Here is a 17,857-nt window from a genome sequence, read left to right as displayed (position 1 = left end):
AGCCCGCAGTACCTGATCCTCAACAACGGCGTCGACCAGAACAACACCCTGACCGCCGACACCGACATGCAGGTGGACTACGTCAAGGTCTGGCAGCACTGACCCCCTGCCCCACCCTCGCCAGGGCCCGCACGGGCGCCCCGGTCCCGCCCCGCGGCGGCCCGGAGGCCGCCCGGGCGGGCCCTGCGGCGTCGCCGGGGCGGCGGGAGAATGCCGGGAGGGGGCCGCCCGGCCAGGGAGTACGCCATGGCGCAGCACCACGAGAGCTGCCCGCACTGCGGGCACCCCACCGACTGGCGGGCCGGGCTCACCGAGGAGGAGTTGCGCGGCATCGACCGGCGGCGGCGCCGGGGCCTCGGCGTGCTGGTGGTGTGCTGTGCGGCGCTGCTGCCGTGGATCGGCTTCCTGGCGGCGACGCTGCCGGTGCACTTCGAGGCCCGGCAGTGGCGGCTGGCCTGGGTCGGCTTCGACCTCGGGCTGCTGGTGGCGCTGGCGGCGACCGCCTGGTTCGGCTGGCGGCGGCGCCGGCTGTTGGTGCCGTGGGCGCTGGCGGCGGCCGTCCTGCTGATCTGCGACGCCTGGTTCGACGTGATGCTCTCCTGGGGGACGGACGACGTCTGGGTGAGCGTCGGCGCGGCCCTGCTGGTGGAGCTGCCGCTGGCGGCGCTGCTACTGCTGCGGGTGCGAAGGATCCTGCAGGTCATGCTGCGGCACTACTGGTACCTCGCCGACCTGCCCGGTGAGCCGCCGCCGCTTCACCGTGCGCCGCTGCTCACCGAGGGCGCACCGGAGCGACCGCAGCGGCCGGCCTGAGGACACCGTCGCGGCAGCGGCCGGCCCGAGGACACCGTCGCGGCAGCGGCCGGCCCGGGGGACGTCGTCCGGGCGGGGACCGGGCCGGTCGACGGGCCGCGGTGTGGGCCGGTCGGAGCAACGGGGGGTCCGGCCCGGGGCGCGGCCGGGCCACTCGGGTGCGCGGCGGGTGACACTGGGGGTATGGCAGCGTCACCGGAGCAGAGCGGCGGGGACATCTTCACCCCGCCCGTCGTGGTGCGCCCGCCCACCCGGGGCGTCCGCCCGTACCGCCGGGTCGAGATCTACGGCCGGCTGGTGGGCAGGGCGTACGGCGAGGAGGACGTGGCGGAGTTCATCCGCCACGCGGGGGTGTCCGAGCCGGACCTGGACGACCCGGACCTGGTGGGCTGGCGCGGCGGCGACCGCACCGTCTGGACGGCGGACTGACGCGGGCCGCTCGCGAGCGGGCGTCCACCCGGGCGGAGGCGGCCATCCAGGGCAATCGGGCCACTCCATCCGCCGAGGGGCGGGCCGCTGGAGTGGCCGGGCGGGCGGCGCGGGGCGGTAGTGGTAGCTGACCGCTCACGTCGGGTGAAGGAGTCCGCGATGCCCAAGGTCCGTCCGGCCGCCGCTGTCGTTGCCGCCCTGCTGGCCGCCGTCTGCCTCGGCTGCGCCCCGGGCGACCCGAACCCGGCGCCGCTGCCGGGCCGGCCGGCGCAGCAGGAGCCGTCGACGGAGTCCCCCGCCCCGAGCGCCGAGCCCGAGCCGTCCGCGACCCCGACCCCGGGCACCCAGGTGTCGCTGGCCGACGGTGCGGGGTTCGGGCCGATCCTGGTGGACGCCCGGGGCCGCACCCTGTACCTGTTCGCGGGTGACACCTCCACGCAGTCGACCTGCTACGGCGAGTGCGCGACGCAGTGGCCGCCGCTGACCACCACCGGTTTCCCGGTCGCGGGCGCCGGCGTGGACGACGGGCTGCTGGGGGTCGGGAAGCGGACCGACGGGGTCGGCCAGGTCCTCTACAAGGGGCACCCGCTGTACTACTTCGCGGAGGACGCGGCGCCCGGCGACGCGGGCGGCCAGCAGCTGGACCAGCGGTACGTGGTGGACGCGCTCGGCGACCGGGTGACGGCCGGCTGAACCCCGCGCGGGGCCCGGATCGGCAGCGCCCGAACGGCGCTGAATGGTGGTCTGCACCATTTTCGAGGTCTGCATAGTCTTGCACAACGAGCCCCAGGAATCTCCACCGGTCCGCCTCATCATTATGCACTGCGGCGGGTGGCGATGCCCCGACCGTCAATTCCTCAAGAGAAGCTCAAATTTACAAACCTTTGCCCTACCTGCACATACGCCAACTCCCATGAATTCCAAGGGATTTGACGAACGCTCATGATCATTCCCGTTCGAGCCAGATAACTATTCGGATTCATGGGGTTCTGTTCGACAAATCACTCCGCCTAGCCTTGGGCAACTCTCAACCCCTGCCATTTCATCGAGAGGTCAATCCCACCCATGGCTTCTGTCGACCAGCTCGCCCCGTCCTCCGCCCCGCCGACCGGCTCAGGCAGCCGATCACTGCGGCGCGAGGTCGGGCTGATCGGCCTCCTCTGGGCCTCCGTCGGCTCGATCATCGGCTCCGGCTGGCTGTACGGCGCCAAGAACGCCGTCATGGTCGCCGGCCCGGCGGCCCTCGTCTCCTGGGGCATCGGCGCGGTCGCGATCGTCCTGCTCGCGTTCGTCCACGCCGAGCTCGGCGGCCTCTTCCCGGTCGCCGGCGGCACCGCCCGCTACCCGCACTACGCCTTCGGCGGACTCGCCGGCATGTCGTTCGGCTGGTTCTCCTGGCTGCAGGCGGCGACGGTCGCCCCCATCGAGGTCGAAGCCATGATCGGCTACGCCGGTCACTGGGAGTTCGCCAAGGGCTTCCTGAGCGACAACGGCACCCTGACCCCGAGCGGCTTCGTCGTCGCCGTCCTGCTCATGGGCGTCTTCGTCGCGGTCAACTTCCTCGGCGTCCGCGTGCTGGCGCACACCAACTCGGTGGCGACCTGGCTGAAGATCGCCGTCCCGCTGGCCACCATCCTCGTGCTCGCGGTGACCAACTTCCACGGCGGCAACTTCACCTCGCACGGCTTCGCGCCGTTCGGCATCAAGGGCGTGCTCGCCGCGATCAGCACCAGCGGCATCATCTTCGCGCTGCTCGGCTTCGAGCAGGCCATCCAGCTGGCCGGCGAGAGCAAGAACCCCAAGCGCGACATCCCGCGCGCGGTGCTCGGCTCGGTCGCCATCGGCACCCTGATCTACGTCCTGCTGCAGGTCGTCTTCATCGCCGCGCTGCCCGGCACCGCCTTCGCCAAGGGCTGGGAGAACCTGGACTTCCCCGGCATCTCCGGCCCGTTCGCCGGCCTCGCCACGCTGGTCGGCCTCGGCTGGCTGGCCTGGGTGCTGTACTTCGACGCCATCGTCTCCCCCGGCGGCACCGGCCTGATCTACACCACCTCCACCTCGCGCATCTCCTACGGCCTCAGCAAGAACGGCTACGCCCCGCAGCTGTTCGAGCGGGTCGACAAGCGCGGCGTGCCGTGGTTCGGCCTGGCCATCTCCTTCGTCACCGGTGTCATCTGCTTCCTGCCCTTCCCGAGCTGGCAGGAGCTGGTCGGCTTCATCACCTCCGCCTCGGTGCTGATGTACGCCGGCGCCCCGCTCGCCTTCGGCGCCCTGCGCCGCCGCCTGCCGGACCGTGAGCGCTCCTACCGCCTGCCGTTCGGCGAGGTGATCGCCCCGCTGTCCTTCATCGTGGCGAGCCTGATCATCTACTGGACCGGCTGGCACACCCTGGCCCGCCTCGGCATCGCCATCGTCATCGGCTACGTGCTGCTCGGCAGCTACGCCGCGTACGCCGTCCGCAAGGGCCTGCCGAACGCGCCGCGCCTCGACTGGCGTCCGGCGCAGTGGCTGCCGGCGTACCTGCTCGGCCTCGGCCTGATCTCCTGGCTGGGCGGCTTCGGCGACGGCACCGGCACCATCCCGATGTGGTGGGACATGCTGCTCGTCGCGGCCTTCTCGCTCGGCATCTACCACTGGGCGATCCGCGTGGCGCTGCCCGCCGACGCGATCGACCAGAACATCGAGGACGTCGAGGTCGTCGACGAGGGCGGCCACTGATCCAACCCTCCGGGCAGCACCGGTCGGGTCACCGAACGGACCTGCTGCCCGCCCCACCCGAGGAGCCCGGCCGCCCCACAGCGGCCGGGCTCCGCCGGTCTCCGGGCCGCCCGTCCGCCCTGCGGGCCCCGCCCTCCCCACGAGCCGTCCCGGCAGCGCCGCCGCGGACGGCTCGCGGCGTTCCCGGGGCGCAGCCGGAGCGCGGTCGCCGCACACCCCGGGGCCGTGCGGGCCGTTGACAAGGGGAGGGCGTCGCGGCGAAGCTAAGCAAGCGCTTAGTCAGCACTCTCCGTCAGTGCTTCCCGTCAGTGCTTCCCGTCAGTGCTTCCGTCAGTGCTTGATCCGATCAGTCCTTCTCGAGGCGAGGGCCCATGAGCGACACCCCCGAGACCCCACCCGGTCTCGACCTGGACCGGCTGCGCGAGCGGCTCGACGCAGAGCTGCCGGGCACCGTCACCGGCCCGCTGCGGGCGAAGCTGTTCGAGGGCGGCAAGTCCAACCTGACCTACCTGCTGGAGGACGGCACCGGACGGTGGGTGCTGCGCCGGCCGCCGCTCGGCCACGTCCTCGCCACCGCGCACGACATGACCCGCGAGCACACCGTGCTGACCGCGCTGCACCCCACCCGCGTCCCGGTGCCGCGCCCGCTGCTGCTGGTCGGGGACACCGAGGTGATCGGTGCGCCCTTCTACCTCATGGAGTACGTCGAGGGCACCCCGCACCGGGACGCCGAGGCGCTCGGCGCGCTCGGCCCGGAGCGGGTGCACGCGCTCGGCCTCCACCTGGTCGACACCCTGGTCGACCTGCACGCCGTCGAGCCCGCGGCGGTGGGCCTCGACGCCTTCGGCCGGCCCGAGGGCTTCCTGGAGCGCCAGCTGCGCCGCTGGGGCAAGCAGCTGGACGCCTCCCGCAGCCGCGAGGTGCCCGGCATCGACGAGCTGCACGAGCAGCTCGCCCGCACCCTGCCGGTCTCCCCCGCGCCCGCGCTGGTGCACGGCGACTACCGGCTGGACAACGTCCTGGTCGGCCCGGACGACCGGATCCGCGCCGTCCTCGACTGGGAGATGTCCACCCTCGGCGACCCGCTCACCGACCTCGGCCTGCTGGTGATGTACACCGAGCTGGCCCGCCGCTTCAACGGCGTGCTGCCCGGCGCCGCCCTCGCCGAGGGCTTCCCGCAGACCGCCGAACTGGTCGCCCGGTACGCCGACGGCTCCGGCCGGGACGTCTCGGCGCTCGGCTGGTACACCGGCTTCGCCTCGTTCAAGCTGGCGGTCGTGCTGGAGGGCATCCACTACCGCTTCACCCAGGGCGGCACGGTCGGCGCCGGCTTCGACCGGGTCGGCGAACTCGTCCCGCTGTTCGTGCAGTTCGGCCTCACCGCACTCAAGGAGCGCTGACCCGTGGACTTCTCCTTCGACACCCGTACCGAGGAGCTGCGCTCCCGGCTGCTCGACTTCATGGACGAGCACGTGTACCCGGCCGAGCCGGTGCTCGCCGCACAGCTCGCCGACCCGGCCCGCGAGCCGTGGACGATCCCGCCGGTCGTCGCCGAGCTCCAGGCCGCCGCACGGGAACGCGGCCTGTGGAACCTCTTCCTCCCCGGCGAGGCCGGCGCCGGCCTCACCAACCTCCAGTACGCGCCGCTCGCCGAGATCACCGGCCGCTCGGTGCTGCTGGCGCCCGCCGCGCTCAACTGCGCCGCGCCGGACACCGGCAACATGGAGGTGCTCGACCAGTTCGGCAGCGAGGAGCAGCGCAGGCAGTGGCTGGAGCCGCTGCTCGCCGGCGAGATCCGCTCCGCCTTCGCGATGACCGAGCCGGACGTCGCGTCCTCGGACGCCTCCAACATCACCACCCGGATCGAGCGGGACGGCGACGAGTACGTCGTCAACGGCCGCAAGTGGTACATCACCGGCGCGATGAACCCCAACTGCCGGATCTTCATCGTCATGGGCAAGACCGACCCCGCCGCCGCCAAGCACCGGCAGCAGTCGATGATCCTGGTGCCCCGCGACACCCCGGGCGTCACGGTGAAGCGCGGCATGACCGTCTTCGGCTACGAGGACCAGGACCACGGCGGGCACGCCGAGGTGCTCTTCGAGGACGTCCGGGTGCCGGCCGCCAACCTCATCGGCGAGGAGGGCTCCGGCTTCGCCATCGCCCAGGCCCGGCTGGGACCGGGCCGGATCCACCACTGCATGCGGGCCCTGGGCATCGCCGAGCGGGCGCTGGAGCTGATGTGCCGCCGGGCCGTCGACCGGGTCGCCTTCGGCCGGCCGCTGGCCGACCAGGGCGTGGTGCAGGAATGGATCGCCGAGTCCCGGGTGCGGATCGAACAGGCCCGGCTGCTGGTGCTGAAGACCGCCTGGCTGATGGACACCGTCGGCAACCGCGGCGCCCACACCGAGATCCAGGCCATCAAGATCATCGTCCCGCAGACCGTCGAGTGGATCCTCGACAAGGCCGTGCAGACCCACGGCGCCGCCGGCGTCAGCCAGGACACCCCGCTGGCCCAGCTCTGGGCCGGCAACCGCACGCTGCGGCTCGCCGACGGCCCCGACGAGGTGCACCGCCGCTCGCTCGCCCGCCGCGAACTCGGCCGCTACCAGAAGAAGGAGGGCTGACATGGCCGTCCGTGAAGAGGACCTCCGGCAGCGGGTGGCGGACCTGCTCGCCGCACACGACCCGGCGACCACCGACCGGCTCGACTTCCTGCGGGCCCGGTTCGACGCCGGACTCGCCTGGGTGCACTTCCCCGAGGGGCTCGGCGGCCTCGGCGCACCGCGGCCCCTGCAGGCCGTCGTGGACGCCGAGTTGGCCGCCGCCGGAGCACCCGGCAACGACCCGCGGAAGATCGGCATCGGCCTCGGCATGGCCGCCCCCACCATCCTCGCGTACGGCACCGAGGAGCAGAAGCGGCGCTTCCTGCGGCCGCTGTGGACGGGCGAGGAGGTCTGGTGCCAGCTCTTCTCCGAGCCCGGTGCGGGCTCCGACCTCGCCGCGCTCGGCACCCGGGCCGTCCTCGACGGCGACACCTGGACGGTCGACGGCCAGAAGGTGTGGACGTCCAGCGCGCACACCGCCCGCTGGGCGATCCTGATCGCCCGCACCGACCCGGACGTGCCCAAGCACCGGGGCATCACCTACTTCGTCTGCGACATGACCGACCCCGGTGTCGAGGTCCGCCCGCTGCGGCAGATCACCGGCGAGGCCGAGTTCAACGAGGTCTTCCTCACCGGTGTCCGCATCCCCGACGCGCACCGGCTCGGTGCCGTCGGCGACGGCTGGCAGGTCGCCCAGACCACCCTCAACAACGAGCGGGTCGCCATCGGCGGCCAGGCCGCCCCGCGCGAGGCCGGCATGGTCGGCGTCGTCGCCGAGACCTGGCGCGCCCGGCCCGAACTGCGCACCCACGACCTCCACCAGCGGCTCCTCAAGGGCTGGGTGGACGCCGAGGTCGCCCGGCTCACCGGGGAACGGCTGCGCCAGCAGCTCGCACTGGGCCAGCCCGGCCCCGAGGGCGCCGCCATGAAGCTCGCCTTCGCCCGCCTCGCCCAGGAGTTGAGCGGACTGGAGGTCGAACTCCTCGCGGAGGACGGCCTCGCGTACGACGACTGGACGATGGTCCGTCCCGACCACGTCGACTTCACCGGCCGCGAGGCCGGCTACCGCTACCTCCGCGCCAAGGGCAACTCCATCGAGGGCGGCACCTCGGAGATCCTGCGCAACATCGTCGCCGAGCGCGTCCTCGGCCTGCCCGGCGAGCCGCGCGCCGACAAGAACGTGCCCTGGAAGGAGCTGCCGCGATGACCGACCCCACCGGCCCGGCCGACCTGCTGTACTCCGAGATCGAGGAGGAACTGCGCAGCAGCGTAAGGGCGTTGCTCGCCGACCACTGCCCGCCCGAGGCGATCCTCGCGCGCTGCGAGGGCCCCGTGCCGTACGACCCCGCGCTCTGGCGCAAGCTCGCCGCCGACCTCGGCGCGGCCGGCCTCCAGGTGCCGGAGGCGCTCGGCGGAGCCGGTGCCTCGCTGCGCGAGACCGCCGTCGTCCTGGAGGAGGTGGGGCGCAGCGCGGCACCCGTGCCGTTCCTCGGCAGCGCGGTGCTGGCGACGACCGCGCTGCTCGCCTGCGGCGCCGAGGAGTTGCTCTCCGCGCTGGCCGGCGGGGAGCGGACGGCGGCGCTCGCCGTGCCGCTGTCCACCGCGCCCGGCGCCGGGTTCCCGGCGACCGTCCGGGTCGACGGGGCCGGCACGCTGAACGGGCGGATCACCTCGGTCGCGGACGCGCTGGTGGCGGACGTGCTGCTGGTGCCCGCGGCCGGGCCGGACGGCGCCGCGCTCTACGCGGTCGAGGCCGCCGCGGCCGGACTGGCCGTGGCACGGCGCACCTCGCTCGACCTCACCCGCCCGCTGGCCGACCTGGCACTGACCGGCGTGCCGGCACGGGCCGTCATGGTGGGCGCGGGCGCGGAGGAGGCGGTGCGGCAGGCGCTGCTCACGGGCGCCGGACTGCTCGCCTCCGAGCAACTGGGCATCGCCGAGTGGTGTCTGTCGACGACCGTGGCGTACCTGAAGGACCGCACCCAGTTCGCCCGCCCGGTCGGCTCGTTCCAGGCGCTCAAGCACCGGCTGGCCGACTTGTGGCTGGAGATCGTCGGGGCGCGGGCCGCTGCCCGGTACGCGGCGGACGTGCTGACGCGGGGCGACGCCGACGCGGAGGTCGCGGTGGCGGTGGCGCAGGCGCACTGCGGGGCGGTGGCCGTGCGGGCGGCCGAGGAGTGCGTGCAGCTGCACGGCGGCATCGGGATGACCTGGGAACATCCGGCGCACCTCTACCTCAAGCGCGCCAAGGCCGACCAGATCGCCCTGGGCACCCCCGGCGCCCACCGGGCCGCGCTGGCCCGCCTGGTGGACCTGCCGGCGCCGGTCGCCTGCTGAGACGGATCCCGTAGGGGCGCGTGGAGCAGCGCGAGAGGGAACGGCACATGAAGTGCCCTTCCGTCTCGCGTGGTTCCCGCGCCCCTGCTGCACGTCACCGAGCGGGTACGGCGAAAGCCGAAGCAGGGGCGCGTGGGGGCACCTCCCGGCCGAAGGCCGGGGGAGAACGGCGCGGAGTGGGAGGGCACTGCATGTGCCCTCCCACTCCGCGTCGTTCTCCGCGCCCCTTGCGGGTTTCCCGATGCCCTACGGATGCACCGTGAGGCGGCCGATGGAGGTGCCGTCGGCGACGCGTTGGACGGCTTCGGCGGCGCGGTCGAAGGAGAGGCGTTCGCCGATCAGGGGCTTGACGACGCCCTTGGCGGCGAGGTCGGTGAGTTCGGTGTGGCAGTCGCGGACGGCCTGCGGGTCGTGGGCGTTGTAGAGCCCCCAGTGCAGGCCGAGGATCGCGTAGTTCTTGACCAGGGCGTGGTTGAGGCCGGGCGCCGGGATGGTGCCGCCGGCGAAGCCGACGACGAGGATCCGGCCCTCGAAGGCGATGCACCTGGTGGAGCCGGTGTAGGCCTCGCCGCCGACCGGGTCGAAGACGACGTCGGCGCCGCGGCCGCCGGTGGCGTCCTTGACGGCGGCGATGAAGTCCTCGTGGTGGCGGTCGATCACCAGGTCGGCGCCGAGCGCCTCGGCGGCGGCGGCCTTCTCCGGCCCGCCGACCACGCCGATGACCCGGGCGCCGGCGGCCTTGCCGAGCTGGACGGCGGCGCTGCCGACACCGCCCGCGGCGGCGTGCACGAGGAGGGTCTCGCCGGCCCGGATCCGGGCCCGGCGGTGCAGGCCGAACCAGGCGGTCTGGTAGCCGATGTGGAGGGCGGCGGCCTCGGCGTCGTCGAGGGCGGCCGGGGCGGGGAAGGCGGCCGCCGGATCCATCAGGGCGTACTCGGCGAAGGCGCCGGCGGGCAGCAGCGGGGTGCCGACGACGCGTTCGCCCGCGCGGTCGCCGGAGGCGATCTCGCCGCAGAGTTCGACGCCGGGGGTGAAGGGCAGCGGCGGGCGGACCTGGTAGTGGCCGCGGCACATCAGGGCGTCGGGGAAGTTGACGGCGGCGGCGCGGACCTTGACCAGCAGCTTGCCGTCGCCGGCTCCGGGGCGTTCGGTCTCGGTCTGCCGCATCACTGCGGCGGGTTCGCCGAGTTCGGTGACCTGCCAGGCCTTCATGCCGGTCATGCGGGGCTGCCCTCCTTGGTCTCGATGGCCTGCTGGAGGTGGTTCATGCCGCCGATCCAGCGGTCGGGGGTGGTGGCGCGGGCGGCGTAGTAGTCGGCGACCTCGGGGTGCGGCAGGATCAGGAACCGCTCCTCGGTGATCGCGGCGAGGGTGGCGGCGGCGACCTCGTCGGGCTCGATGGCGTTCGGGGCGAGCAGGACCTGGCCGGCGGCGCCGGTGCCCTCCAGCATCGCGGTGCGGACGCCCTGCGGGCAGAGCGCGTGGACCTTGAGGCCGCGGTGCCGGTAGGTGGCGGCGAGCCATTCGGCGAAGGCGAGGGCGCCGTGCTTGGAGACGGCGTACGGGGCGGAGCCGAGCATGGTGAGCAGGCCGGCCGCGGAGACGGTGGCGAGGAAGCGGCCCTCGCCGCGCTCCAGCCAGTCGGGGAGGAGTTGTTCGGCGGCGCGGACGTGGGACATGACGTTGACGTCCCAGGCGCGGGCCCAGACCTCCGGTCCGGCGTCGGCGCCGCCGACGGGGGCGATGCCGGCGTTGGCGCAGTAGACGTCGATCCGGCCGAGGGCGTCGCGGGCGGTGGAGACCAGGGCGGCGACGCCTTCGGGCGAGGCGGCGTCGCCGGGGACGGGGATGCCGCCGATCCGGGCGGCGACGGCCTCGGTGGCCGCGGTGTCGAGGTCGTTGACGACGACGCGGGCGCCTGCGGCGGCGAAGGCGGCCGCGAGCGCCTCGCCGATGCCGCGGCCGGCGCCGGTGACGACGACGCCCTGCCCGGCGAGGCCGGTCACAGCCCGCCGCCCAGGGTGACGCCGCCGTCGACGACGAGGGTCTGGCCGGTGATCCAGGCGGCGTCCTGGGAGAGCAGGAAGGCGACGGCGCCGGCGATGTCCTCGGGCAGGCCGAGGCGGCCGAGCGGGTAGGCGCGGATCACCTTCTCCTCACGGCCCTCGAACAGCGCCTCGGCGAACTTGGTCTTCACCACGGCGGGTGCGACCGCGTTGACCCGGATGTCCGGGCCGAGGTCGGCGGCGAGCTCCATGGTGAGGCGGATCAGGGCGGCCTTGCTGACGCCGTACATGCCGATGTTGGCGGAGGCGCGGATGCCGGCGATGGAGGCGACGTTGACGACCGCGCCGCCGTGCTCGCCCATCCAGGCGGCGTGGGCGCGGCGGGTCCAGGCCAGCGGGGCGAGGACGTTGACCGCGAGGATCTTGGCGGCGACCGCGGGGTCGGTGTCGAGCACCGGGCCGTAGGAGGGGTTGATGCCGGTGTTGTTGACCAGCATGTCGAGCCGGCCGAAGGTCTCCAGGGTGCGGGCGACGGCCTCCTCCTGGTGGGCCGCGTCGTCCGACTTGCCGGCCACGGCGAGGGCGTGGTCGGGGCCGCCGAGGTCGCGGACGGCCTCGGCGAGCGGCTCGGGGTTGCGGGCGGTGATGCAGACCTTGGCGCCGCGCTGGACCAGTTCGCGGGCGATGCCGAGGCCGATGCCCCGACTGGCGCCGGTGACCAGGGCCACCTGGCCCTTGAAGGAGGGTGTCATCGCCGAACCTTTCGCCGTACGTCTCGACAGGGTGCTGACTAAGCGCTTGCTTAGCATGTTGGCGACGGGCCACACTGTCAACAGCCGGGCGCCTCCGGCCTTGATCCGTCTGCGAGGATTGACGCCATGACCGACCAAGCGACCGCCGACCTGTGGCCCGGGGAGCGCACCGAGGCCGCCCGGCGCCTGCTGCTCGCGGCCGTCGAGTCCTTCGCCCGCCGCGGCTACCACGCCACGACGACCCGGGACATCGCCACCGGCGCCGGGATGAGCCCCGCTGCGCTCTACATCCACTATCCGTCCAAGGCGGCGCTGCTCTCCGAGATCAGCCGCACCGGCCACCGGGCCACCCTCGACCTGGTGGAGGGGGCCGAGGCGGCGAGCGGCGAGCCGGTGGAGCAGATGCGGCGGCTCGTGGAGGAGTTCACCGCCTGGCACGCCCGCGGCCACACGGTGGGCCGGATCGTCAACAACGAGCTGCACGCGCTGCCCGAGGACGCCTTCGCCGAGGTCGCCGAGCTGCGGATCCGGATCGAGGACACCGTCCGCCGGATCATCGAGAAGGGCGTCGCCCGGGGCGAGTTCGAGGTGCCGGACTCGCGGACGGCGGCCCGGGCCGTGACCTCGCTCGGCATCGACGTCGCCCGCTGGTACACCGACCGCTCCACCGAGAGCCCCGAGGAGCTCGGCCGCCGTTACGGCGTCCTGGTGCTGCGGATGCTCGGATCGGCGGCCGCCTGACCGCGGCGACGGCCCGCCGGTCGACCTCGGCCCGCCGGACACGTCCGTACATGCCACTGGCGCCCACCGGAAATCAGGCTAGGCTTACCTAACCTGACGAGGAGGGGCGATGTCCGACGCCGTGCCGAGTGCCGCCGAACGAATCCGTACGCTGCTGGAGTTCGCCTCCTCGGTGGTGCTGGACGTACCCGGGATCGACCTGGTCGAGCGGCCCGGGCCGCCGCCACTGGTGGACTGCGCCGTCCTGCCTGACGGCGCGGTGGCGGTGCTGGTCGAGGACGGCTCGCCGGTGCACCGGATCGCGGCGCCGGCCCGCCGCGACGGCCCGGTCACCGCGGAGCTCGACGCCGTCGACGTGGCCCCCGTCGCGCTGCCGCACCGCATCCGCGGCCGGGCCGCGGTGCAGGGCCGGCTGACCGTGATGTCCCGGGCCACCCCCGCCCGGGTCGCCGCGCTCTTCCCGCGCCGCCGCGCCACCGGCCACGTGCTGCTCCGCCTGGAGCCGGAGCACCTCGCGGTCGAGGACCTGTGGGGCTCGGTCTGCTGCGTCGAGCCGGCCGCGTTCGCCGCCGCCTCCGCCGACCCGCTCGCCGCCGAGGAGGCCCGGCTGCTGCAGCACCTCGACTCCTCGCACGCCGACCGGGTGCGGTCCCTCGGACTGCGGGCCGCCGGCCGGCGCTCCGAGCCGAGCGCCGACGGCGTCCGCGCCGTCCGGCCGGTCGCGCTCGACCGTTTCGGCCTGCGGCTGCGGCTGGTCGGCGAGGACGGCCGGGTGCTGGACGCCCGCTTCGAGTTCGGCCGCCCCGTCCGCTCCGCCGAGGACCTCCCGGAGGCGATGCGCCGACTGTTCGCCCACGCCACCGCTGACCGCTGACCGGCCGGTGACCGAAGGGGCCGTCAGCCGTCGCCGAGGGTGTGGCCCGGGCCGATGACCGAGAAGATGCCGCCCTCGGTGTCCTGGAGGCGCGCCGTCCGACCGTACGGGGTGTCCACCGCGGGCTCGGCGACGCCGCCGCCCAGCTCGACCGCGCGCAGGACGGCCGCGTCGGTGTCCGCCACCGAGAAGAACACCTCCCAGTGCGGCGCCTGGCCGCGGGCCGCGCGCAGCGCGGCCACGTTGCGGCCCTCCGAGCGGAGCACCACCCGCTCGTGCTCGTAGCGGACCTCGAAGTGCTCCCTGTCCCGGGAGTCCCAGCGGAACACCTCGCCGTAGAAGAGCGCCGCGGCGAACGGGTCCGGGGAGCGCAGTTCGATCCAGACCGGGGCGCCCGGCTCCTTCATCCAGGTCTCGACGCCGGGCTCGCCCTCCCAGATGCCGAACACGGCGCCCAGCGGGTCTGCGGCCAGCGCCACCCGGCCGGCGTCGAAGGCGAGCGGCCCGACCGCGAGGGTCCCGCCGCGCTCGCGGACGCCCTCGGCCGCGCGGTCCGCGCTCTCGATGCCGAAGTACGTCGTCCAGGCCACCGGGGGCTGCCAGTCACCGGCCATCACGCCGAGCCCGGCCACCTCGACCCCGTCGACGACGGCCCACAGGTACTCGCCCCAGCGGTCCGGTCCGGGTTCGAAGGTCCACCCGAGCAGCGGGCCGTAGAAGGCCTTGGCGACGCCGAGGTCCCGGGCCATCAGGCTGACCCAGCACGGCACCGCCGGTACGCACCGCACCCTGGCCCTCTGCTCACCCATGCGGGCTTCTCCTTCCGGTTCGTGGCCCTCCTCAGCCTAGGGGCTGACCGGTCGCTCGCGTCGGATCAGCGCGCGGCTGTCGGCAGCTGCCCGTCGTCCCGTCCGGTCCCGCCCGGGGTGTCGCCGGTACTGCGGCGGCCGCGGCCGGGCATGCTCCCTGGTGGCGGGCCCGGACGGCGGGCGGAGCAGTCGAACGAGGGAGCGATCATGGAGCAGCCGTACGTCGTCGTCGGGGCGAGCCTCGCCGGGGCGAAGGCCGTCGAGGCCCTGCGCGCCGAGGGGTACCGGGGGCCGGTCGAGCTGATCGGCGAGGAGCCCGACCTGCCGTACGAGCGGCCGCCGCTCTCCAAGGGCTACCTCCAGGGAAAGACGCCGCGGGCCGAGTTCGAGGTGCACTCCGCCGACTGGTACCGCGGGAACGACGTCGCGCTGCGGCTGGGCACCGCGGTCACCGCGATCGACCCGGACGGGCACACGGTGACCCTGGCGGACGGCGAACGGCTGGGCTTCGCCAAGCTGCTGCTGACCACCGGCGCCGCGCCGCGCCGGCTGCCGGTGCCCGGCGGCGACCGGCCCGACGTGTTGACGCTGCGCCGGGTCGGCGACAGCGAGCGGATCCGGGCCCGGCTGGTGCCGGGGGCGCGGATCGTCGTGGTCGGCGCGGGCTGGATCGGCCTGGAGACCGCGGCGGCGGCCCGGCTGGCGGGCGCCGAGGTGACGGTGCTGGAGGTCGCCGAGCTGCCGCTGCTGCGGGTCCTCGGCCGCGAGGTCGCGCAGGTCTTCGCGGACCTGCACCGGGCGAAGGGCGTCGACCTGCGGTTCGGCGTGCAGGTCGCCGCGGTCGAGGACGGCGGGGTGCGGCTGGGCGACGGCTCACTGGTGCCCGCCGACACGGTGGTCGTCGGCGTCGGCATCAAGCCCAACGCGCAGCTGGCCGAGGCCGCCGGGCTGGAGGTGGACAACGGGGTCCGCACCGACGAGCACCTGCGCACCTCGCACCCGGACGTCTTCGCGGCCGGCGACGTGGCCAACGCCTTCCACCCGCTGTTCGGCCGTCCGATCCGGGTCGAACACTGGGCGAACGCGCTCAACCAGCCCGCCACCGCTGCGAAGTCGATGCTCGGCCGGGACGCGGTGTACGACCGGGTGCCGTACTTCTTCACCGACCAGTACGACCTGGGCATGGAGTACACCGGCTACGTGGAGCCCGGCGGCTACGACCGGGTGGTGTTCCGCGGGGACGTGCCGGGGCGGGAGTTCATCGCCTTCTGGACGTCCGGCGGACGGGTGCTCGCCGGCATGAACGTCAACGTCTGGGACGTGACCGACCCGATCCGCGAACTGGTGCGCTCCGGGCGGACGGTGGACGAGGAGCGGCTCGCCGACCCGGCCGTGCCGCTGCCCGACCTCGCCGGCTGACCGGCGGCCCCCGGCCCGGTGGGCCGCGACCGGCCCCGATTGTCGGTGGCATGACCTAGGGTCGGCTCGGACACCGTCGCCGGGAGGGACCGCCATGCCGCACCGAGGACTGCTGCCGCCGCCGGGCCCGGCCCGCGGGCTGGCCGGCGCCCAGCTGACCAACGCGCTCGGCGACGGCGCCTTCCTGGTCACCTCGGCGCTGTACTTCACCCGGGTGGTCGGGCTGTCCGCCGGGCAGATCGGCCTCGGCCTCACCCTCGGCTGGGCGGCCGGCGCCCTGGCCGGCGTGCCGCTCGGCCACCTCGCCGACCGGCGCGGCCCGCGCGGGGTGGCCGCGCTGCTGGCGGTGGCCACCTCGGCCGCGGTGGGGGTGTTCCTGCTGGCCGGATCCTTCCCGGTGTTCCTGGCGGCCGCCGTGCTGTACGGCTGTGCGCAGAGCGGTCTGGGGGCGGCCCGGCAGGCGCTGCTCGCCGGCCTGGTGGAGCCGGCCCGGCGCACCGAGGTCCGGGCCCACCTGCAGTCCACGGTCAACGCGGGCCTGGCGGTCGGGGCGGCGATGGGCGGCGCCGCGCTGCACCTGGACACCCCGCTCGCGTACCGGGCGGTGCTGGGGGTGGACGCGCTGAGCTTCCTCGCCGCGGCGGTGCTGCTCTCCCGGCTGCCCGGGGTCGCGCCGTCGCCGGCGGTGGCGGGGGAGCCGCGGCTGGCGGTGCTGCGGGACCGGCCGTACGCGCTGCTGGCGCTGCTGAACACGGTGATGCTGCTCTACATGCCGCTGCTGTCGCTGATCGTGCCGCTGTGGATCGTCGGGCGGACGGCCGCACCGGACTGGCTGACCGCGGCGCTGCTGGTGCTGAACACGCTGACGGTGGTGCTCTGCCAGGTGCGGGTGGCCCGCGGGGTGGACTCGCTCGCGGCGGCGGCCCGCTACGTCCGGTGGGCCGGGGTGCTGCTGCTGGCCTGCTGCGCGGCCTTCGCGGTCTCGTCCTCGGCCGGACCGGCGTGGGCGGCCGCGGTGGTGCTGCTGGTCGCGGCGGCGCTGCAGGTGGCCGGCGAGATGATGCTCGCGGCCGGCTCGTGGGAGATCGGCTTCGGCCTGGCGCCGGCCGACCGCCAGGGCCAGTACCAGGGCTTCTTCGGCACGGGCGTGGCGGTGGCCCGCATGGTCGGCCCGGTGCTGCTCACCTCGCTGGTGCTGGGCGGCGGGGCCGGGGGCTGGTTGGTGCTGGGCGGGATGTTCGCGCTGGCCGGTGCGGCAGTCGGGCCGGCGGTGCGGCTCGCCGAACGCTCCCGGCCCGCGGTGGCGCCGGCCGCGGGCACGCCGCTGCCCGCGGAGCCGGTGGCCGGCTCCGCGGGGTAGCGCCCTTCGCGGACGGGCTACATCAGCGGGTGGTCGGGGGCCTTGGCGCTCTCCTTGAGTTCGCCGTGCGCCTTGGTCAGCAGTTGCATGGCGAGGTCGTTGAGGGCGCGCGCGCCGGCGACCTCCTCGCCCACCCTGGGCTGCGGGCTGTCGGCGTGGTGGCGGGTGCTGAAGCCGTGCGAGCGGACCTCGGTGCCGTCCGACAGGCGGACCATCGCGACGGCCTTCGTCCGGTCGCCCTCCTCCTGGAACTCCAACTCGATGTGCCATCCGACGAGTGTGTGCATCATGGCGGCCACCTCCGGGGTTTCCCCTCCAGCGTGCGCCGCGCCCCGGAGCCCCGCCAACTCGGGCCGGGCGGCACCGTCCGGGCCTGCGGCACCCCGGATTCGAACGCGTTCACTTCCACCCGTAGGGTCGGCGGTGACGCGTCCGGACCGCTCCCCTCCCACGGAGGCCCGATGACCCTCAGCTACCCGGAGGTCGGCGCCACCGCCGGCCCGGGACCGCTGCCGGCCGGCTACCACCACCTGCGCCACCGCACGGCGGTCGGCCGCGGGCCCGCGGACTTCGCCGCCGCCGGCCTGGCCGTCACCACCTGGCGGATGCACCGCGCGGCCGGCGTCCTGGTCGGCGCGGACGGGCCGCGGGCCGTCCCCGGCACCCGGGTCACCTGCGGGGTCGGCCCGGGCCGGGCCCGGATCACCGGTCGCTGCGAGGTCGTCCTGGCCGTCGACGAACCCCGCCGCACCGGCTTCGCCTACGGCACCCTGGCCGGCCACCCCGAGTGCGGCGAGGAGTCCTTCGTCGTCGAACTCGCCGCCGACGGCACCGTCTGGTTCACCGTCACCGCCTTCAGCCGCCCCGCCACCCGCCTCACCCGCCTCGCCGGCCCCCTCGTCCCGGTCTTCCAGCGGCTCTACGCCCGCCACTGCGCCCGCACCCTGCGCCGCCTCACCGCCCGCGGGGCCCCGACCGCCACCGTCTGAGGCG

At 74.5% G+C, this 17,857-nt stretch carries 18 protein-coding genes; 13 read left to right on the top strand and 5 right to left on the bottom strand.

Features of this window, described 5'->3' with window-relative positions; genetic code table 11:
• Window positions 1-246 precede the first annotated feature (246 nt).
• The 8 genes from AB0442_RS16355 (at window position 247) to AB0442_RS16320 (ending at window position 8,903) form a co-directional block, all read left to right on the top strand.
• Window positions 247-813 carry a hypothetical protein gene (locus AB0442_RS16355; protein WP_366163386.1) on the top strand — a complete coding sequence of 189 codons (567 nt, stop codon included), beginning with the start codon at window positions 247-249 and terminating at the stop codon, window positions 811-813.
• Window positions 814-996: 183 nt separating this feature from the next.
• Window positions 997-1,242, top strand: a complete 246-nt coding sequence (locus tag AB0442_RS16350; protein WP_344621783.1) for a hypothetical protein — start codon at window positions 997-999, stop codon at window positions 1,240-1,242.
• Window positions 1,243-1,401: 159 nt separating this feature from the next.
• On the top strand, window positions 1,402-1,935 hold the full coding sequence (locus AB0442_RS16345) for a hypothetical protein (protein ID WP_366163385.1): 534 nt from the start codon (window positions 1,402-1,404) through the stop codon (window positions 1,933-1,935).
• A 372-nt stretch (window positions 1,936-2,307) separates the two neighbouring features.
• Entirely contained in the window at window positions 2,308-3,960 is a 1,653-nt protein-coding gene (locus tag AB0442_RS16340) for an APC family permease (protein WP_366163383.1), read from the top strand.
• Window positions 3,961-4,331: 371 nt separating this feature from the next.
• Entirely contained in the window at window positions 4,332-5,360 is a 1,029-nt protein-coding gene (locus AB0442_RS16335; protein ID WP_366163382.1) for a phosphotransferase family protein, read from the top strand.
• Window positions 5,361-5,363: 3 nt separating this feature from the next.
• Window positions 5,364-6,587: an acyl-CoA dehydrogenase family protein gene (locus tag AB0442_RS16330; RefSeq protein WP_366163381.1), complete on the top strand. Its 1,224-nt coding sequence runs from the start codon at window positions 5,364-5,366 to the stop codon at window positions 6,585-6,587.
• Window position 6,588: 1 nt separating this feature from the next.
• Complete coding sequence (locus AB0442_RS16325; protein ID WP_366163380.1) at window positions 6,589-7,773, top strand: acyl-CoA dehydrogenase family protein; 1,185 nt, start codon at window positions 6,589-6,591, stop codon at window positions 7,771-7,773.
• Window positions 7,770-8,903, top strand: coding sequence for an acyl-CoA dehydrogenase family protein (locus tag AB0442_RS16320; RefSeq protein WP_366163379.1), 1,134 nt, complete (start codon window positions 7,770-7,772; stop codon window positions 8,901-8,903). The genes AB0442_RS16325 and AB0442_RS16320 overlap by 4 nt, the downstream gene beginning before the upstream one ends.
• A 246-nt stretch (window positions 8,904-9,149) precedes the next feature.
• Here the strand turns inward: AB0442_RS16320 and AB0442_RS16315 are convergent, their stop codons facing one another.
• Genes AB0442_RS16315 through AB0442_RS16305 form a run of 3 tightly spaced genes read right to left on the bottom strand, consistent with a single transcriptional unit; the run spans window position 9,150 to window position 11,661 of the window.
• Window positions 9,150-10,115, bottom strand: a complete 966-nt coding sequence (locus AB0442_RS16315) for an NADPH:quinone oxidoreductase family protein (protein ID WP_366163394.1) — start codon at window positions 10,113-10,115, stop codon at window positions 9,150-9,152.
• Window positions 10,116-10,120: 5 nt separating this feature from the next.
• Window positions 10,121-10,909, bottom strand: a complete 789-nt coding sequence (locus tag AB0442_RS16310; protein ID WP_366163378.1) for an SDR family oxidoreductase — start codon at window positions 10,907-10,909, stop codon at window positions 10,121-10,123.
• Window positions 10,906-11,661 carry an SDR family oxidoreductase gene (locus tag AB0442_RS16305; protein WP_344621773.1) on the bottom strand — a complete coding sequence of 252 codons (756 nt, stop codon included), beginning with the start codon at window positions 11,659-11,661 and terminating at the stop codon, window positions 10,906-10,908. Before AB0442_RS16305 ends, AB0442_RS16310 begins: the two co-directional genes overlap by 4 nt.
• Window positions 11,662-11,787: 126 nt before the next feature.
• Between AB0442_RS16305 and AB0442_RS16300 the strand changes: the two genes are divergently transcribed.
• Both AB0442_RS16300 and AB0442_RS16295 read left to right on the top strand, forming a co-directional pair.
• The gene (locus tag AB0442_RS16300) at window positions 11,788-12,402 is read left to right on the top strand and encodes a TetR/AcrR family transcriptional regulator (protein ID WP_344621772.1); all 615 of its coding nucleotides are present in this window, start codon (window positions 11,788-11,790) and stop codon (window positions 12,400-12,402) included.
• 109 nt (window positions 12,403-12,511) lie between these two features.
• The gene (locus tag AB0442_RS16295; RefSeq protein WP_366163376.1) at window positions 12,512-13,276 is read left to right on the top strand and encodes a DUF2470 domain-containing protein; all 765 of its coding nucleotides are present in this window, start codon (window positions 12,512-12,514) and stop codon (window positions 13,274-13,276) included.
• A 23-nt stretch (window positions 13,277-13,299) separates the two neighbouring features.
• Here the strand turns inward: AB0442_RS16295 and AB0442_RS16290 are convergent, their stop codons facing one another.
• Window positions 13,300-14,085, bottom strand: a complete 786-nt coding sequence (locus AB0442_RS16290; RefSeq protein WP_366163374.1) for a VOC family protein — start codon at window positions 14,083-14,085, stop codon at window positions 13,300-13,302.
• A 207-nt stretch (window positions 14,086-14,292) separates the two neighbouring features.
• On the opposite strand from AB0442_RS16290, the gene AB0442_RS16285 reads away from it, so the two are divergent.
• Both AB0442_RS16285 and AB0442_RS16280 read left to right on the top strand, forming a co-directional pair.
• A complete protein-coding gene (locus AB0442_RS16285; protein WP_366163372.1) occupies window positions 14,293-15,504 on the top strand; it encodes an FAD-dependent oxidoreductase in 1,212 nt (403 codons plus the stop codon).
• Window positions 15,505-15,598: 94 nt separating this feature from the next.
• Window positions 15,599-16,864 carry an MFS transporter gene (locus AB0442_RS16280; RefSeq protein WP_366163370.1) on the top strand — a complete coding sequence of 422 codons (1,266 nt, stop codon included), beginning with the start codon at window positions 15,599-15,601 and terminating at the stop codon, window positions 16,862-16,864.
• A gap of 17 nt (window positions 16,865-16,881) precedes the next feature.
• On the opposite strand, the gene AB0442_RS16275 is transcribed toward AB0442_RS16280, so the two are convergent.
• Entirely contained in the window at window positions 16,882-17,154 is a 273-nt protein-coding gene (locus AB0442_RS16275; RefSeq protein WP_363548236.1) for a DUF1876 domain-containing protein, read from the bottom strand.
• Window positions 17,155-17,325: 171 nt separating this feature from the next.
• On the opposite strand from AB0442_RS16275, the gene AB0442_RS16270 reads away from it, so the two are divergent.
• Window positions 17,326-17,853, top strand: coding sequence for a DUF1990 domain-containing protein (locus AB0442_RS16270; protein WP_366163369.1), 528 nt, complete (start codon window positions 17,326-17,328; stop codon window positions 17,851-17,853).
• Window positions 17,854-17,857 lie beyond the last annotated feature (4 nt).

Origin of the sequence: Kitasatospora sp. NPDC085895 (assembly GCF_040702125.1) — a bacterium.
GTDB lineage: Bacteria > Actinomycetota > Actinomycetes > Streptomycetales > Streptomycetaceae > Kitasatospora > Kitasatospora arboriphila.
This window is presented reverse-complemented; position numbering and strand designations above follow the sequence as displayed.

What these genes read in the sequence shown, in the direction of transcription:
- AB0442_RS16355 (WP_366163386.1), top strand. Translation starts at nt 247, where the DNA reads ATGGCGCAGCACCACGAGAGCTGCCCGCACTGCGGGCACCCCACCGAC.
- AB0442_RS16350 (WP_344621783.1), top strand. Translation starts at nt 997, where the DNA reads ATGGCAGCGTCACCGGAGCAGAGCGGCGGGGACATCTTCACCCCGCCC.
- AB0442_RS16345 (WP_366163385.1), top strand. Translation starts at nt 1,402, where the DNA reads ATGCCCAAGGTCCGTCCGGCCGCCGCTGTCGTTGCCGCCCTGCTGGCC.
- AB0442_RS16340 (WP_366163383.1), top strand. Translation starts at nt 2,308, where the DNA reads ATGGCTTCTGTCGACCAGCTCGCCCCGTCCTCCGCCCCGCCGACCGGC.
- AB0442_RS16335 (WP_366163382.1), top strand. Translation starts at nt 4,332, where the DNA reads ATGAGCGACACCCCCGAGACCCCACCCGGTCTCGACCTGGACCGGCTG.
- AB0442_RS16325 (WP_366163380.1), top strand. Translation starts at nt 6,589, where the DNA reads ATGGCCGTCCGTGAAGAGGACCTCCGGCAGCGGGTGGCGGACCTGCTC.
- AB0442_RS16320 (WP_366163379.1), top strand. Translation starts at nt 7,770, where the DNA reads ATGACCGACCCCACCGGCCCGGCCGACCTGCTGTACTCCGAGATCGAG.
- AB0442_RS16315 (WP_366163394.1), bottom strand. Translation starts at nt 10,115, where the DNA reads ATGAAGGCCTGGCAGGTCACCGAACTCGGCGAACCCGCCGCAGTGATG.
- AB0442_RS16305 (WP_344621773.1), bottom strand. Translation starts at nt 11,661, where the DNA reads ATGACACCCTCCTTCAAGGGCCAGGTGGCCCTGGTCACCGGCGCCAGT.
- AB0442_RS16300 (WP_344621772.1), top strand. Translation starts at nt 11,788, where the DNA reads ATGACCGACCAAGCGACCGCCGACCTGTGGCCCGGGGAGCGCACCGAG.
- AB0442_RS16295 (WP_366163376.1), top strand. Translation starts at nt 12,512, where the DNA reads ATGTCCGACGCCGTGCCGAGTGCCGCCGAACGAATCCGTACGCTGCTG.
- AB0442_RS16290 (WP_366163374.1), bottom strand. Translation starts at nt 14,085, where the DNA reads ATGGGTGAGCAGAGGGCCAGGGTGCGGTGCGTACCGGCGGTGCCGTGC.
- AB0442_RS16285 (WP_366163372.1), top strand. Translation starts at nt 14,293, where the DNA reads ATGGAGCAGCCGTACGTCGTCGTCGGGGCGAGCCTCGCCGGGGCGAAG.
- AB0442_RS16280 (WP_366163370.1), top strand. Translation starts at nt 15,599, where the DNA reads ATGCCGCACCGAGGACTGCTGCCGCCGCCGGGCCCGGCCCGCGGGCTG.
- AB0442_RS16275 (WP_363548236.1), bottom strand. Translation starts at nt 17,154, where the DNA reads ATGATGCACACACTCGTCGGATGGCACATCGAGTTGGAGTTCCAGGAG.
- AB0442_RS16270 (WP_366163369.1), top strand. Translation starts at nt 17,326, where the DNA reads ATGACCCTCAGCTACCCGGAGGTCGGCGCCACCGCCGGCCCGGGACCG.